Here is a 16,417-nt window from a genome sequence, read left to right on the forward strand (position 1 = left end):
GCTGATCGTGCCTGCGGTGGTGGTGCCGATCCTTACGCTGGGCCGCAGGTTGCGGGTCATCAGCCGCGAAAATCAGGACTGGATCGCGGCCAGTTCGGGCAATGCCTCCGAAAGCCTCGGCGCAGTGCAGACCGTGCAGGCCTTCACCCAGGAAGCCCCCAGCCGGGCGCGTTTCGCCCAGATGACCGAAAGCTCCTATGAGGCGGCGCGGCGGCGGATCCGCACCCGGGCGACGATGACCGTTATTGTCATCTTCCTCGTTTTTTCGGGCGTTGTCGGTGTGCTCTGGATCGGCGCGCGGGACGTTCGGGCAGGCGGGATGACAGCGGGCGCGCTCGTGCAATTCGTGATCTATGCCGTCATGGTCGCCGGTTCGGTCGCCGCCCTGTCTGAAATCTGGGGCGAATTGCAGCGCGCCGCCGGTGCGACCGAACGGCTGGTCGATCTGCTGCAATCGAAGGACAGCGTGCGCGACCCGGAAAATCCAAAGGCGCCGCCCGAAACAGTGACCGGGCGCATCGCCTTTGAGGATGTGCATTTCGCCTACCCCTCCCGCGCGGAGACGGCGGCGCTGGATGGCGTGAACCTCGTCATCGAACCGGGGGAGACGGTCGCCTTTGTCGGGCCTTCGGGCGCGGGGAAGACCACGATCATCCAGCTCATCCTGCGGTTCTACGACCCGGGCCGCGGGCGCATCACGCTCGATGGGATGGACCTGCGGGATATGCGCCGCGACGTGCTGCGCCGGTATATCGCCCTTGTCCCGCAGGACCCGGTGATCTTCGCCGCCTCCGCCCGGGACAACATCCGTTTCGGGCGCCCCGACGCGACGGAGGAGGAGATCCTTGCAGCGGCGCGCGCCGCCGCCGCCGACAGTTTCATTAGCGCGTTGCCCGAAGGGTATGACAGCTATCTGGGCGAACGGGGTGTCATGCTCTCAGGCGGGCAGAAGCAGCGCATCGCCATCGCGCGTGCGATCCTGCGCGACGCGCCTGTCCTGCTGCTCGACGAAGCGACCAGCGCACTCGACGCCGAAAGCGAACGGGCCGTTCAGGGCGCGGTGGAGAAGCTTGCCACCGGGCGCACGACGCTGATCGTGGCGCACCGGCTGGCGACGGTGAAAAAGGCCGACCGCATCGTGGTGTTGGAGGAAGGCCGCATCGTTGCCTTGGGCACCCACGATTCGCTCGTCGCGCGTGACGGGCTTTATGCGCGGCTCGCGCGGCTCCAGTTCACCGACGGTATCGCGGCGGAATAGCCGCCCCGGGGCGGGGGACGCGCCCGGTTCGGCAGTGATCCGGCATTCAACCGCAAATAGGTGGGTGCTGCCGTTGCGTCAGCCGGTGTGACGCCGCGTTGAGAGCTATGGCCAAGGTTGCGAAATGCGTGTTTTCGCCGCATCCTCCGGCGCGAGGGATACAAGGACCGGAAAACCGGTCATCAGGGAGGAACCACCATGACATTTGCCGGAATCGAAGACCGTAATGCAATCGAAGCAGAGATGCCGTGGGAAGAGCGTGACGTTCCCAAGACGCTCTACGCCCTGCTGAGCAATACCGCGCAGAAATTCCCCAAGCACGACGCCATCAGCTACCAGATTTTTTCCGGCCCCAAGGACAAGGCCGAAACGCTGAGCTGGAGCGAGTTGCACGCCAAGACGACGCAGGCCGCGAACCTGTTCCGCTCCCTCGGTGTGGGGCCGACGGATGTGGTGGCCTATGTGCTGCCCAACTGCAACGAAACCGTGATCACGCTTCTGGGCGGTGCCGTGGCCGGGATCGCGAACCCGATCAACCCGCTGCTGGAGCCGGAGCAGATCGGCTCCATCCTGCGCGAAACCAACGCCAAGGTGGTCGTGACCCTGCGGCCTTTCCCGAAGACGGATGTTGCCGAAAAGACCGCCGAAGCGGTGAAGCTCGCCCCCAATGTCCAGACCGTGCTGGAGGTTGACCTCGTACGGTATCTGACGCCGCCGAAATCGTGGATCGTGCCGTTGATCCGGCCCAAGAACCCGGTCGAGAACAAGGCGACCTACAAGAACTTCAACACCGAGGTCGCCAAGCAATCCACCACGCTCGGCTTCGAGGATGTACAGGAGGACCGCGTCGCCTGCTATTTCCACACCGGCGGCACCACGGGCATGCCCAAGGTTGCGCAGCACCGGTATTCGGGCCTCATCTACAATGGCTGGCTGGGGCACCGGCTGCTCTATACCGAAGAGGACAACATCATCTGTCCGCTTCCGCTGTTCCACGTCTTCGCCTGTCACGTGATCCTGATGGCGGCCATCACCTCGGGCGCGCATGTCGTCTTTCCGACGCCGCAGGGCTATCGCGGGGAAGGGGTGTTCGACAACTTCTGGAAGCTCGTGGAACGCTGGAAGATCACCTTTATCATCACCGTGCCCACCGCGATCTCTGCCAAGATGCAGCGGCCCATCGATGCGGACGTCAGCACGGTCAAGACCGCGTTTTCCGGCTCCGCCCCGCTACCGCTTGAACTCTTCCGCCGGTTCGAAAAGGCCACGGGTGTCACGCTCGTTGAAGGTTACGGCCTGACGGAGGCGACCTGCCTCGTGTCCTGCAACCCGACAGACGGGCTCAAGAAGGTGGGCAGCATCGGCATCACCTTCCCTTATACCGATGTGCGCATCATCAAGGGAACGAACGACGGACCCGTCGATGCCGAGGTCGACGAGATCGGGGAGATCTGTATTTCCAACCCCGGCGTCTATGCAGGCAACACCTATACGGAGGCCGACAAGAACAAGGACCTGTTCTATCACGGCAAATACCTGCGGACGGGTGATCTTGGCCGGGTGGACGAGGATGGCTACCTCTGGATCACGGGGCGCGCGAAGGACCTGATCATTCGCGGTGGCCACAACATCGACCCCGCCGAGATTGAGGAGGCGCTGCTGGGGCATGAAGCCGTGGCATTCGCCGGCGCCATCGGCCAGCCCGATCTGCATGCGGGCGAGGTGCCCTGCGCCTATGTCGAACTGGTCGAGGGCGGCGATGTCTCCGAAGAGGAACTGATGGCCTTCTGCAAGGAAAAGGTGCACGAACGTGCCGCCCAGCCCAAGCATATGACCATCATGAAGGAACTGCCGAAGACGGCGGTGGGAAAGATCTTCAAGCCCGACCTGCGCAAGGATGCGATCACCCGCGTCTATGACGAGGCGCTGGCAAAGGCGAACTGCGACGCGCGCGTCGACCACGTCGAAGACGACAAGAAGCGCGGCCTCGTGGCGAAGATCAAGATGAAGGGCGCGTCCGAAGCCGACGTGGGCAAGGTTCTGGACGGCTACATCGGCAAGTGGGAGCCTGCGTGACGCCTAAGGCAGATTACGGGGTCCTGCTGGACGCCGAGATACAGGATTACATCGCGCGGTCGGAAAGCCATTATCCGCCCGACGCGGTGTCACTGACCATAGAAGAGCAGCGCGCGGTCTATGACCGGATGTGCGCTGCCTTCTACCGGGGGCGTCCCGAAGGAGTTCACGTCAGTGATGCGCCCTTCGGCGGTGTGCCCTGTCGGCGGTATGAGCCGTCTGCCCCTGCCACACCCTTGTCGACTGTCGTCTATTACCACGGGGGCGGTTTTGTCGTGGGCGGGTTGGACAGCCACGATGATGTCTGTGCCGAAATCTGCGCCGAAACCGGATTCCGCGTCGTCTCGGTGGATTACCGCCTCGCACCGGAGACTGTCTTTCCCGGTTGTTTTGAGGACGCCTGGGCCGCCTTTTCCGCCGTGGCAGAGGGGTATGACGGCCCGCTCTTACTGGTGGGGGACAGTGCGGGGGGCAACCTCGCCGCCGCCGTCGCTCATTACGCGCGGGGCAGGATCGCGCGGGACCGGATCGTGGGGCAGGTGCTGATCTATCCCGGGCTTGGTGGCGACCCGACGCAGGGCAGCTATATCATCCACGCCGAGGCACCACAGCTTACGGTCGCGGATATGGCGTTCTACCAGCGCCTGCGCTGCGGCGGCAACGCGCCACCCGCGGAGGACCCCCGGTATGCCCCGCTGCATGACGCGGATTTCAGCGGTCTGCCCCCCAGCGTGATCGTCAGCGCGGAATGCGATCCGCTGTCGAGCGACGGAGAAGCCTACCGTAACGCGATTCAGGCCGCCGGGGGCCGGGCCCTCTGGATCGAGGAGCCGGGGCTTGTCCATGGCTACCTGCGGGCGCGCGCCGTCTCCGCCAAGGCGGGGGAGAGCTTTGCGCGTATCACCCGGGCCATTGCCGCCCTCGGGCGGGGCGACTGGCCGGGCTAGACCTGCGATCAGCGCAGAAAGGGCTTCGCCTTCATCGTATCCGCAATCGGTGCTCCCATCAGGGACAGCATCGTGGGCGCCAGTTGCAACTGGTCGATCACCGTATCCTCGGACGGGCCTTCGGCATTCCCGAAATAATAAAGCGCCGCTTCCTGTTGGAGCGGCCCGCGCCCGCCGTGATGGCCGCGTTCGTCCTGCCCGTGATCGGCCGTGACGATGATATCGTATCCTGCCGCGCGCCATTTCGGGATGAAGGGGGCCAGCATCTCGTCCATCACCGCGCAGGAGTGATCCATTTCCTGACAGTCGTGGAAGAACCTGTGGCCCATGCTGTCCAGCGTGCAGGTGTGCAGCATGCCGTAATCCAGCCCGAACCGCAGGCACAGGTTGGTGAGCGAGGCGAAAAGGTCCACGTCCGACGGGGTCATCTGGTTCGTATGACCATAGCCCGTCATGGTGTGAAAGCGGCCATGGTTGATGGTGTCGCTGTCCGGCTCGTCATATTCGACATCGCGCACGTAGTCGAAGGGGTGGCGATTGAAGAATTCGGACCAGAATGAATGCGCCACCGCCCCCGTCACGCCGCCTGCCGCGCGCACCTGCGCAAAGACGTCCTTTTGCTTTAGCCGAAAGACATTGCCGTTACCGGTGCAACCATGTTCCTGCGGCGCGACGCCGGTATGGATCGAGGCGTAGCAGGAGGCCGAGATGGAAGGCAGCACCGCGCGCATCTTCCAAACGCGGGCATCGCCGCTGTCCACCCAGCCCTCGAGGTTGCCGAAGAGCCGCCGCCAGTTGCGATAGGGCACCCCGTCGAGAATGATGAGCAGGAGTTTCTTTTTCATCGGTGATCCTCGTCCCTTGTTGTTGATGCAGGCCTATCACGCGGCAGGCCAAAGGTCAGCGGCAAAGGTGACACGCCCCTTGGCGTTTCGGCAGAAGCGGGTGGTCACGCGGCGGGCAAAGGCTATGCTCTGGGCAGAAAGGGCGCGTCGCCCGCGGGAGACACCCTTTGCACCTGTTGAGAGAGCTCTATCAAGACGACACGCACCGCGCGCATGTCTTCCGATACGGGCTTCTCGCCTTCGATATCGTGACGATCCTTTTCGTCATCGCCACCTCCTTCGTGGAGCCCGCCCGCTGGATCGAGGTGGTGGATGTGGTTTTCGGCCTCGTGATCCTCACGGATTTCCTGATCCGGCTCGGGTTGGCACGGTTCCACCACCGGGTTTTTCTGCGGGTATCCACCTGGGCTGACATTGCGGCGATCCTGTCCTTCCTTGCCCCCATCGCGGGGGAGGGGCTGGGCTTTTTGCGTATTCTGCGCACGCTGCGATTGCTGCACACCTATCAGCTTCTGGGTCGACTGCGGCAGGATTTCCACTATTTCCGCGCGAACGAAGAAGCGATCCTTGCCGCGATAAACCTGGCCGTCTTCCTCTTTATCATGACGGGGCTGATCTATGCCACGCAGGTGGGAATCAACCCCGAAATTCGCACTTATGCCGACGCGCTCTATTTCACCGTCACCACGCTGACGACGACCGGTTTCGGCGACATCACGCTGGGCGGTCAGTGGGGGCGGTTGCTTGCGGTCGTGGTGATGATCTTCGGTGTCACGCTGTTCGTGCGGCTGCTGCAGGTGCTGTTCCGCCCGGCAAAGGTGCGCCACGAATGCCCCGAATGCGGGCTGATGCTGCATGATCCGGATGCGGTTCATTGCAAACACTGCGGCGAGACGCTGCATATCCAGACCGAAGGCACGCTCTGACCCCAGGGGTCCGGGGGCAGGGGGCACGCCGGCCTAGTGGCCGGCGCTTTCCATGCGGCGATGTTCGAGCGTTTCTTCCAGCCAGCCCAGCTTCATTTCCGGCACCGAACTGAGCAGCAGATCGGTGTAGTCGTCGAAGGGGGGCGACAGGACTTCGGATTTTGTCCCGTAGCGGACAACCTGACCCTGATACATCACGGCGATACTGTCGGCGATGGCCTTCACCGTCGCAAGGTCATGGGTGATGAACAGATAGGCGACATCCTCGATCTTCTGCAGGTTGAGCAGGAGTTTGAGGATCCCGTCCGCGACCAGAGGATCGAGCGCGCTCGTGACTTCATCGCAGATGATCAGCTTCGGCTTTGCCGCCAGCGCCCGGGCGATACAGACGCGCTGTTTCTGCCCGCCCGAAAGCTCCGCCGGATACCGGTCCTGAAAGCCGGTGCCGAGCTCGATTTCATCCAGCAGTTCCTGAATGCGGCGCTGCTTTTCCTTGCCCTTGAGGCCAAAGTAGAATTCCAGCGGGCGCCCGATGATCGTGCCAACGGTCTGGCGCGGGTTCATCGCGGTATCGGCCATCTGGTAGATCATCTGTAATTCGCGCAGGTCTTCGTAGCTGCGCGACTTCAGATCCTGTGAAAGGCTGCGACCGTCGAAGGTGATTTGACCCTTGGAAGGGGGCAAAAGGCCGGTGATGACCCGGGCGAGCGTAGACTTACCCGAGCCGGATTCACCCACGACAGCCAAGGTCTGGCCCGGGTGAAGCTCCACGTTCACGTTCTTCAGTACGTCGAAGTCCGTGCCCCGGTAGCGCGCGGTCACATTCTCCACCCGCAGCAGGGGATTGTCCGTCGGCTGCTTTTCCTCGTGCCGGATGGACCGGACCGAAACGAGCGCCTGCGTGTATTCTTCCCGCGGGTTGTTGATGATCTGATCCGTGGTGCCGTATTCGACCATCTCGCCCATCTTCAGCACCATGATATGATCGCTCACCTGCGCCACCACGGCGAGGTCATGGGTGATGTAGAGCGCGGCCACGCCGGTGGCATGGATCGCTTCCTTGATCGCGGCCAGCACGTCGATCTGGGTGGTGACGTCCAGCGCTGTGGTCGGTTCGTCGAAAACCACGAGGTCGGGTTCCGGACAAAGAGCCAGTGCCGTCATGCAACGCTGCAACTGTCCGCCCGATACCTGGTGCGGATACCGGCTTCCGATGTTTTCGGGGTCGGGCAGGCCCAGTTTGCGGAAAAGCTCAACCGCACGTGCCTCTGCCTCCTTTTTCGAAAACTTCTTCTGAAGGATCGCAGCTTCGGTCACCTGCTCCATGATCTTCTTGGCAGGGTTGAACGACGCGGCGGCGGATTGCGAGACATAAGTCACCTCGCCGCCCCGGAGCCTGCGCACATCGCGCATCCGCGATTTCAGTATGTCGCGCCCGTTGACCCAGACCTCACCGCCGGTCAGTTCCACACCGCCCCGCCCATAGGCCATGGTGGCAAGGCCGATTGTGGATTTGCCGGCGCCGGATTCGCCGATCAGCCCCAGCACCTTGCCGCCTTCGAGTTCGAAATCGACACCATGGACGATCTCGATCTCCTTGGGTTTTTCACCCGGCGGATAAACCGTCGCGCCGATCTTCAGGTTGCGGACCTTGAGAAGCTTGTCGCTCATCCCCGGCCTCCTTTCAGCGAGGTGGTACGGTTCAAGATCCAGTCGGCCACGAGGTTGATGGAAATGCAGAGCGTGGCGATGGCGAAGGCCGGATAGAGGGCTGCGGCGATGCCGTAATTGATGCCCTCCTTGTTCTCCTTCACGATGCCGCCCCAATCAGCCTGCGGCGGCTGCACACCCAGCCCGAGGAAGGACAGGGTGGAGATGAACAGCACCATGAAGATGAAGCGCAGCCCCATTTCAGCCACCAGCGGCGACAGCGCGTTTGGCAGGATCTCGCGGAAGATGACCCAGACGACCTTCTCGCCCCGCAGGCGCGCGGCCTCGACATAGTCCATCACCGTGATGTCCACGGCCACCGCCCGGGCAAGGCGGTAGACACGGGTGCTGTCGAGAAGGCCCATGAGGACGATCAGGATGGTCACCGTTGTCGGCATGACCGAAAGCACCACAAGCGCGAAGATCAGTGACGGGATCGACATGATGAGATCGACGAACCGGCTCATCGCTTGGTCCACCCAGCCGCCGGAAACGGCTGCGAAGAAACCCAGCACGGACCCGGTCACGAAGCTGAGGATCGTTGCCATCGTGGCGATGAAGATCGTCGTCTGACCGCCGTAGATCATTCGGGTCAGCAGGTCGCGCCCGATGTTGTCCGTCCCCAGGATGAACTGGTCGGAGGCCGGTTCCCACACGTCGCCCACGACTTCGGACATGCCGTAGGGCGCGATGAGCGGGGCGAAGATCGCCATGAGGAAATAGAGGCCGGTGAAGAACAGGCCGATGATCGCGGAAATGGGCATGTTCTTCATTTCGGGTGCCTCAACCGCGGGTTGGCAAGGATGGACACGATGTCCGCGACAAGGTTCAGCCCGATGTAGACGGCGGCGAAGATCAGGCCGCATGCCTGCACGACAGGCACATCGCGCTTGGACACGTGGTCGACAAGGTACTGACCCATGCCGGGATAGGCAAAGACCACCTCAATGACGACGACGCCGACGACAAGATAGGCGAGGTTCAGCATGACCACGTTCACGATCGGCGCGATCGCATTCGGGAAGGCATGTTTGCGGATGATCTTGAGCATCCCCATGCCTTTCAGCTCGGCCGTTTCGATATAGGCGGATTGCATCACGTTGAGGATGGCCGCACGGGTCATGCGCATCATATGCGCCAGAACCACGAGCGTCAGGACCATGACGGGGATCGCGATGGCATTAAGCTTTTCGCCCAAGGTCATCGTGTCATAAATGATCGAAACCGACGAGAACCAGCCAAGCTGGATCGAAATCCAGTAGATCAGAATATAGCCGATCATGAATTCGGGGATCGAAATCGTGGTGAGCGTGACAGCTGAAATCAGCTTGTCCGGCCAGCGATCCTTGTAGCGGACCGCAAGCAGCCCCAGAAAAATCGCCAGCGGAACCGAGATGGCAGCCGCCCAGAATGCAAGAAACAGGGTATTGCCCAAACGGAAGCTCACGCTTTCACCGATATCCCGGCCGTTCGAGAGGGCAGTACCCAGATCACCAGTGAGAAATCCGCCGAGCCAGTTAAAGTACCGCGTGATAGGCGGATCGTTCAGCCCTAGTTCCGCGCGCAGGTTGGCAAGGCTTTCAGGGGTCGCAGATTGCCCCAGAATCTGTTGAGCGACATCGCCGGGCAGCATCATTGTGCCCCCGAATATCAGGATAGATGCCGCAAAAAGGAGCATCAAGCCCAGCGCAAGGCGCTGGGCTATCAGTTTTATAATAGGGTGCATGACCAACAATCTGCCCTTAGGCGTCCTTTAACCAGCACTTGATGTGGGACATGTTGTTCATGACGGGGCCGTTCGGATCGTTGTTCCAGCCACCGATATCGTCCGAGACACCTGCAACGAAGTCGTTGAACATCGGAAGGATGACACCGCCTTCTTCGCGCAGCATCCGGCCCATCTGGGAATAGATTTCCTTGCGCTTGACCGCGTCCAGTTCCGCCTTCGCCGCATTAAGCATCTTGTCGAACTCGGGGCGCTTCCAGCGGGTGTCGTTCCAGTCTGCCGTGGACAGATAGGCCGTAGTGTACATCTGATCCTGTACCGGACGGCCACCCCAGTAAGAGGCGCAGAAGGGCTGCACGTTCCAGACTTCGGACCAGTAGCCATCGTTTGGCTCCCGCTTGATTTCCAGCGGGATGCCCGCGGCCTTGGCGGTTTCTTGGAACAGAGCCGCAGCATCGACCGCTCCCGGGAAGGCGCCATCGGCGACGCGCAGAATGATCGGGCTGCCATCGTGTCCGGACTTCTCGTAATGCTCCCGTGCTTTCTCGATGGAATGCTCGCGCTGCGGGATCGAATCGTCGAACAGCGGGTAGGATGCGTTGATCGGGAAGTCGTTGCCGACAGAGCCGTAGCCGCGCAGAATCTTGTCGACCATCTCTTCGCGGTTGATGGCATACTTCAGGGCCAGCATAACGTCGTTGTTGCTGAATGGCTCTGTATCGACATGGGCGATAAAGACATAGTGGCCACGACCCGCAACGGATTCAACCCGCAAGCCGGGTGCACGGTCCAGAAGGCTTGCAACCTTGGGGTCGATACGGTTGATGATATGAACCTGCCCGGACTGAAGTGCCGCCGTCCGTGCGGTCGCATCGTTCAGAACCAGCTGCTCGATCTCATCGGCAAAGCCGCGGTTCTCTGCATCCCAGTAATCTTCGCGACGCTTGTACGCGTGACGCACACCGGGTTCGTCGATCTCGAGCGTATAGGGGCCTGTGCCGATCGCGGCTGCAGGATCATCCATCCCACCGTTTGGCTGGATCATCAGGTGATAGTCGGCCATCAGATAGGGCAGGTCGGCATTGGCTGTCTCAAGCTCGACAATGAAGTTGTCGCCATCGACCTTCATGTCGGCGATGCCCTTCATGATACCAAGTGCGCCGGACTGGCTTTCTTCGTTGGAGTGGCGCTGCATGGTCTTCAGCACGTCGTCCGGGGTCATGTCCTTGCCGTTGGAGAAGGGAATGCCCTTACGGATCTTGAAGACCCAGGTCTTGGCGTCGGCGGATGCTTCGACGCTTTCGGCCATCCGGTTCTCGATAAGGCCTTCTGAATCGACTTCAACCAGAAGCTCACCCCAGGAACGAATGTTGTTCAGCGGCGCTTCAGATGCGACCAGTGCCGGATCCTGCGTGTTGGTGCTTTCCCCACCGGAGGAACCGATGCGCATCATGCCGCCGCGCTTGGGCATCGCATGGGCATCGGCGCGCGCGCTTTCGGCAAGCATGGAGTTCGCCACGGCGGCGGTGACGCCGAGAGCCGCGGCGCGGCCCACGAATTCGCGGCGGGTCATTTTGCCCTTCGCCACTTCACCGGTCAGATGTTTCAGTTGATCATTCATGTAGATGTCTCCCGTTAGACTGGCCCGTCGTTGCGCGCCGTTTTATTGATTTATGAGTCAAGTTTGCTCATTTTCAAACCTGTCGCAAGGGTAAATACCGTCCTGCGTGTGACGCGTTCGTTACATAAATTGTCGCTCAATGCTATCGGTAACGTCACGCTCGTAAATCAATTCATCGTTTTCATAGGCTTCGATCCGCGCGGTCAGGTGGAAGAACGCAGCGTCACAGGTCATCGCACAGCGCGTTTCGGTGCGCAGGCGCAGGCCCTCGCGCTCCAGCTCGTCCGTCCAATGGCAGGCCCCGCTGGCCGATAGCGGATCGTCCGGCAGGATGGTCCAGCGTTCCCGGGCGACAGAGCCGGACACGATGCCATGCTCCCGGTCACGGACCTTGCCGAAATCATCCTCGATCACCAGCGTGACCGCGTCGCTGGTCAGGTCACGCTCCTGCCGGCGCAGATGCGCTTCGGGGCGCAGCTCCTCCGGCTCCCACGGAGCAGCCGCGGCGGGGGGTGGAAAGACATATTCGTCCTGTTGGCCCGATGGGCGCTGCGGAAGGTCGATGTGACCCCCCGAAAGCGTGAGCGTGGCAGCCTCCGGCGCGGGCCAGATCAGCGGCCAATACGCGGTGGAAACGGCAACCCGGAGCCGGTGCCCCTCGGGAATGCGGTAGCCGATGTGATCGAGGTCGAGCGTGATCTCCTCCTCCGCGCCCGGCGTCATGGCCTGCGGGTCGGAGGCGGAGCGGCGGTGCGACAGGTTCAATACCCCGTAGGTGATGCGGGTCGATGCCCCGTCGGGGTGCAGATGGTTCAGCCGCACGGCGATCTGTGCCTGTGGCCGGTCGCTTGCCAGTCGCAGGGTGATGCGGGGCGCGCCAAGGATATCCATGTCCGACGCGAGCGGCGCGCTGTCGAAACAGGATGACAGCGCGTCATCCACCCGTTGGTCGCCCGGCTGTTCAGGGCCGAGCCAGATGGCGCAATATTCCCCGGCAGCGCTTCCACAGTCGGCAGGGGAATGGACGTGCCGGTCCAGCCCGCCCGCCTCCGTTGCCAAGCCCCCATCCGTCAGATGCAACCGCGCGCTTTCCAGATGGGCCGTGGCGCCTTCCGCCTCGGTGACCCAGCGGCCCGGGCGTTCCGCGTACCATGTGGCCGGGCGCACACCGTCCATCAGGTAGGCGCGATAATCGGGGTCCGCCTCCACGCCGGTGTCCATGTCCTTCAGCCAGTGGTCCCACCAGCGCAAGGCTTCCTGCAGGAAACCGATACGGGGTTCGGGCACGGCGAAATGGGGATATTTATGCACCCATGGCCCCACGATCCCCTTGGCGCCCGGCAGCGCCTCTACGATCTGCGGCACCGTGTTCTTGTAGGCGTCGCCCCAGCCACCCACTGCCAGCACCTTGGCCTTGATGCTGCTGTAATCCTCGATCACCGAACCATGCCGCCAATAGGCATCGCGTGTCTGATGGCGCAGCCAGACCGAGGGCAGGAAAGGTTCGTTCTTCAGCCGCTCCAGCCACATCTGCCGCCAGTTCTCCTGCAGGGCCGGGTCCGGCGCACGCGACGAATAGGACCACATGGTCGCCCCCCAGCCGAGGTTTTCATTCAGCAGGCAGCCCCCCTTGTAGTGGATGTCATCGGCAAAGCGGTCCACGGTGGAGCAGAGCGTGATCACCGCCTTCAGCGGCTCCGGCCCCAGTGCAGCCACCTGCAACCCATTGAAGCCACCCCAGCTGATGCCCATCATCCCCAAGCGCCCGTTGCACCACGGCTGGGCCGCGAGCCAGTCGATCACCTCCACGGCGTCGGAAAGCTCCTGCGGGGTGTATTCATCCTCCATCAGCCCTTCGCTGTCGCCGTTGCCGCGAATATCGACGCGGATGCAGGCATAACCACGCTCCGCGAAATAGGGATGGGTCAGCGCATCCCGCGCCACGGTGCCGTCCCGCTTGCGATAGGGCAGGTATTCAAGGATCGCGGGCACCGGATCATCGCCCGCATCTTCGGGCATCCAGACGCGGGCGGAGAGGCGGCAGCCGTCGGACAGGGTGATGCCCATGTCCGGTTCCTCCACGAGTGCACGGGTGGTGTTGGGTCTGTCGGTCATGGCGCGACCCTGCGGCCGGGTACGTGGGCTGTCAACAGGCTGTCGCCTCCCTTTCTCATGATCGGAAATACTTCGGGGAGCGCGAGGGGCCGGCCCCTCGTATGCGGACATTTCGGCGGGCCGCGGGATCCCGGTTCAGGGCGCTTGCGTGTCCAGCCAGATGGTGACCGGCCCGTCGTTGACCAGTTCCACCGCCATATCGGCGCCGAACCGGCCCGTCTCCACCCGCTCATGCCGGGATCGCAGGTCGGCGACGAAGGCGTCGTAAAGCTGCTCCGCCAGATCGGGGGGTGCGGCGCGGGAAAATCCCGGCCGGGTGCCCCGCGCCGTATCGGCGGCGAGCGTGAACTGGCTGACCACCAGCAGCGCGCCGCCCGCGTCCGCCGTGTTCAGGTTCATCCGCCCCTCCGCATCGCGGAAGAGGCGCAGCTTCAGGATTTTTTCGGCCAGTTTCCGGCCCGTCTCCGCATCGTCGCCGGGCATGGCGCAGACGAATACGAGCAGCCCGCCCTCGATCTCGCCGGTCGTTTCTTCCCCGACCCGGACGCGCGCGCGGGACACCCGTTGCAGCAGCGCCCGCATCAGGACACCCAGTCGATGATGTCCGGCGCCTCGGCCCGTTCGGTGCGGAAAGCATTGGCCGGGGCGTTTTCGTCGGCATAGCCGAAGGAGATCGCGCAAAGCACGAGCCGGTCCTCCGCAATGCCCAGCAGGTCCCGCACCAGCGGTGCATAGGCCGCGATGGCCGCCTGCGGGATTGTCGCGACACCCAGCGCCGTGGCGGCGAGTGTGAAGGCCGCGACGAAGCCGCCGCAGTCCATCGCGCCATAGGGGCCAAGTTCCCGGGGCGACGTCACGATCGCGACATGCGGCGCATCGAAAAGCGCGTAGTTGCGCAACATCTGCGCGCGCCGTCCCGCGCGGTCTTTCTTGTCGATCCCCACCGCATCGTAAAGCTGGAAGCCGCAGGTGCGCCGCCGCTCTGCATAGACGCCGGAATAGCCCGTGGGCCAGTCGAGGTCCGGCTGCGGCGCGCCGCCTTCGAGGGCCGCCTGCGACAGGGCCTCGCGGAACCGCTCCGTCGCATCGCCGCGGGTGATGGAGACCTGCCACGGCTGCGCGTTGCACCACGAAGGCACGCGTCGGGCGGTCTGGACCATGCGGCTTATGGTATCCTCGGGCACCGGATCGGGCAAAAAGGCCCGGCAGGAATAGCGCGCTTCGAGAATGTCGTTGAAAGTATCTATCTGGTTCATGCTCTGCTCATTGGTTCATGGCGTAGAAATAGCCGGCGATGGCGGCTGCGAGCAGCCCGAGGATGACGGCGATGGTGATCTTGAAGGCGGAATAGGGCCGCTCCCCCTGTACGGTGCCGGTACGCCCGTTGACCACGAAACGAAAGCTCCGCCCCCGGTACTTGTAGGCCGCGAGCCAGACCGGCAGCAGGATATGTTTGAATGTCACGTCCGATACATCCGTATCGATGGACTGGATGCGCTGCCGGTCCCCGCCGATGTCGAACTTCACGTCCCTTTCGATTGTGCGATCCATGATCGAACGCGCCTCGGTAAAGCCTTCCTCCAGCGAAACGCCATACCCCTCTGCCCGAAACCCGGCGAGGTATTCCGGCGCATAGGGCTCCAGCGCAGCGAGATCCCAGGGGGCCAGCGCATCGGTAAAGCGTTTGGGAAGTGAGGTTGAGGCAAGCACCAACACATCGTCAAAGAAACGCCGCACCCGGCCGGAAACAGGCGTCCAGCGCACCTTGGGCACCTGCTGCTGCATACGTTTGCCATCGCGCACTACGGTCTGGGTGACGTAATAAACCGTCCCGCGCTGCCCGCTGTAGCGCGACCGCGTATTGGCATCGAAGGTCCAGTAGGGCACGTAAATCCCCTGCATCCGCCGATGCTCGCGCGCATATTGGCGCAGGCCGTTCGGGGCGAACCACAGGCTGCCTAGCCAGTCTGTCATGGCCTCGCGCGCGCTGTCTTCCGTCAGAGCGAAAGGCAGGACGCCCCGCGGCTTGATCTGGCGCTGCGTGCCGGTATCGGCAACCACGGGCGTGGCGCAGAAGGGGCATTCGGTGGCATGTTCGCCGGGCGCGAATTCGACTTGCGCCGCGCAGTTGGGGCAGGTGGTGACACGGGTTTCCTCCAGTTCCGCTTCGGGTAACTGGGCGGCGAGCGCTCGGGCAAAGTCGAGCTCCCTGATGACCTGTGCAAAGGGGCCGGGGCCTGTGATGGCCTCGCGGTTGCCGCAGTGATCGCAGATCAGCAGGCCCGCGGCGGGGTCGAACCGCATGTCCGACCCGCAGGTGTCGCAGGGAAAGCGGTGTTCGCGTTCAGGCGCGGGCGGGGCGGGGGGCGGCTCGGCCATGAGGTCTCCGATGGTGGATGAGAGCGGCAGGCCAGACATATCGCCCCCGCGCGGTGCTGGCCAGAGCCGCCACGCTTTGTGCTGCGGCCAGGGAATTTGAGTATTTAAGAAAGGGTGAAGGAAGGTGTCGGGCCCCTTCACCCTTTCTTAAATACTCATCTTGGGCTGCGGTCACGCGTTGGCTCAGAGAAAGCGGTGCAACACCCGGGGGGCCATGATCCGCAGCGCGTTATCGCGCAGGCGCAGGTGGCGCCAGATATGGAAGGCCGCGTGGACCCCGGCAAGAAGCGCCAGCGCGTAGAATTCGATACTATGCAGCACGCCGACCCAGTCATTGGCCTGCGGCATGTCGAGCGGGAGGGCGATGGGTACGACACCCCCCGCCCAAAGCTGCACGGCGGAGGTAAGCCCGATCAGGAAACCGCCCACCGCCACGAGGAAGATGCCCCAGAGCAGCGTCTTGTGCAGCATCCGGTGAAAGGTCCTGAGCCTGCCTTTCAGCTTGGGCCCCGGGCGGCTGGCCAGCCCGCGCCGGAGGTAAAGCGTGAACCACGCGAGCGCGAAGCTGACGAAGACCAGCCCCATCACCGAATGAAAGCGTACCGCCGCCGGGCCCACCCGCGCCACGTCCGCCGGTTGCACCAGCACGAACCACGCGAAAAGCGGCACCATGGACCAGTGCAGCACCTTCAGCAGGCTGCGGTACTGCGGAATGCGGAAGTGGGGAAACATCCGCGTCATCAGTCCTCCTTCACCTCCTGCCAGATGTCACGCGCCCCGATGGGTCAGAGTTTCACGCCCTGTTCAGGCAGGT

The 16,417-nt window shown here is 63.0% G+C and carries 14 protein-coding genes; 4 read left to right on the forward strand and 10 right to left on the reverse strand.

Annotated elements, in window-relative coordinates:
* The 3 genes from A3764_RS14745 to A3764_RS14755 all read left to right on the forward strand — a co-directional run.
* Positions 1–1,258, forward strand: a 1,258-nt coding sequence (locus A3764_RS14745; protein WP_067951711.1) for an ATP-binding cassette domain-containing protein, incomplete at its 5' end; no start/stop codon positions are given.
* A gap of 198 nt (positions 1,259–1,456) precedes the next feature.
* Positions 1,457–3,334 carry an acyl-CoA synthetase gene (locus A3764_RS14750; RefSeq protein ID WP_067919534.1) on the forward strand — a complete coding sequence of 626 codons (1,878 nt, stop codon included), beginning with the start codon at positions 1,457–1,459 and terminating at the stop codon, positions 3,332–3,334.
* Positions 3,331–4,281 carry an alpha/beta hydrolase gene (locus A3764_RS14755; protein ID WP_067919539.1) on the forward strand — a complete coding sequence of 317 codons (951 nt, stop codon included), beginning with the start codon at positions 3,331–3,333 and terminating at the stop codon, positions 4,279–4,281. Before A3764_RS14750 ends, A3764_RS14755 begins: the two co-directional genes overlap by 4 nt.
* 8 nt (positions 4,282–4,289) lie before the next feature.
* Here A3764_RS14755 and A3764_RS14760 read toward each other — a convergent pair whose 3' ends face one another.
* Positions 4,290–5,126, reverse strand: a complete 837-nt coding sequence (locus A3764_RS14760) for an alkaline phosphatase family protein (protein WP_067919540.1) — start codon at positions 5,124–5,126, stop codon at positions 4,290–4,292.
* A gap of 167 nt (positions 5,127–5,293) precedes the next feature.
* Here A3764_RS14760 and A3764_RS14765 point away from each other — a divergent pair, with 167 nt between their 5' ends.
* Entirely contained in the window at positions 5,294–6,052 is a 759-nt protein-coding gene (locus A3764_RS14765) for a potassium channel family protein (RefSeq protein WP_201722101.1), read from the forward strand.
* Between the two features lie 33 nt (positions 6,053–6,085).
* On the opposite strand, the gene A3764_RS14770 is transcribed toward A3764_RS14765, so the two are convergent.
* From A3764_RS14770 to A3764_RS14810, 9 genes are all read right to left on the reverse strand, one after another.
* On the reverse strand, positions 6,086–7,723 hold the full coding sequence (locus A3764_RS14770; RefSeq protein ID WP_067919542.1) for an ABC transporter ATP-binding protein: 1,638 nt from the start codon (positions 7,721–7,723) through the stop codon (positions 6,086–6,088).
* Positions 7,720–8,535: an ABC transporter permease gene (locus tag A3764_RS14775; protein WP_067919543.1), complete on the reverse strand. Its 816-nt coding sequence runs from the start codon at positions 8,533–8,535 to the stop codon at positions 7,720–7,722. The genes A3764_RS14770 and A3764_RS14775 overlap by 4 nt, the downstream gene beginning before the upstream one ends.
* Positions 8,532–9,488, reverse strand: coding sequence for an ABC transporter permease (locus tag A3764_RS14780; RefSeq protein ID WP_067919545.1), 957 nt, complete (start codon positions 9,486–9,488; stop codon positions 8,532–8,534). The genes A3764_RS14775 and A3764_RS14780 overlap by 4 nt, the downstream gene beginning before the upstream one ends.
* A gap of 16 nt (positions 9,489–9,504) precedes the next feature.
* Positions 9,505–11,109 (reverse strand): ABC transporter substrate-binding protein, encoded by a 1,605-nt coding sequence (locus A3764_RS14785; protein ID WP_067919546.1) that lies wholly within the window; start codon positions 11,107–11,109, stop codon positions 9,505–9,507.
* Between the two features lie 120 nt (positions 11,110–11,229).
* Entirely contained in the window at positions 11,230–13,224 is a 1,995-nt protein-coding gene (locus tag A3764_RS14790) for a CocE/NonD family hydrolase (protein ID WP_067919548.1), read from the reverse strand.
* A 135-nt stretch (positions 13,225–13,359) separates the two neighbouring features.
* Positions 13,360–13,806 (reverse strand): D-aminoacyl-tRNA deacylase, encoded by a 447-nt coding sequence (gene dtd / locus A3764_RS14795; protein WP_067919550.1) that lies wholly within the window; start codon positions 13,804–13,806, stop codon positions 13,360–13,362.
* Positions 13,806–14,480, reverse strand: coding sequence for a nitroreductase (locus A3764_RS14800; RefSeq protein WP_067919552.1), 675 nt, complete (start codon positions 14,478–14,480; stop codon positions 13,806–13,808). Before A3764_RS14800 ends, dtd begins: the two co-directional genes overlap by 1 nt.
* Positions 14,481–14,487: 7 nt before the next feature.
* The gene (locus tag A3764_RS14805; RefSeq protein ID WP_067919554.1) at positions 14,488–15,603 is read right to left on the reverse strand and encodes a TFIIB-type zinc finger domain-containing protein; all 1,116 of its coding nucleotides are present in this window, start codon (positions 15,601–15,603) and stop codon (positions 14,488–14,490) included.
* 183 nt (positions 15,604–15,786) lie between these two features.
* Positions 15,787–16,344, reverse strand: coding sequence for a cytochrome b/b6 domain-containing protein (locus tag A3764_RS14810; protein WP_236628204.1), 558 nt, complete (start codon positions 16,342–16,344; stop codon positions 15,787–15,789).
* Positions 16,345–16,417 lie beyond the last annotated feature (73 nt).

Origin of the sequence: Sulfitobacter sp. HI0129 (assembly GCF_001635395.1) — a bacterium.
Taxonomy (GTDB): Bacteria; Pseudomonadota; Alphaproteobacteria; order Rhodobacterales; family Rhodobacteraceae; genus Sulfitobacter.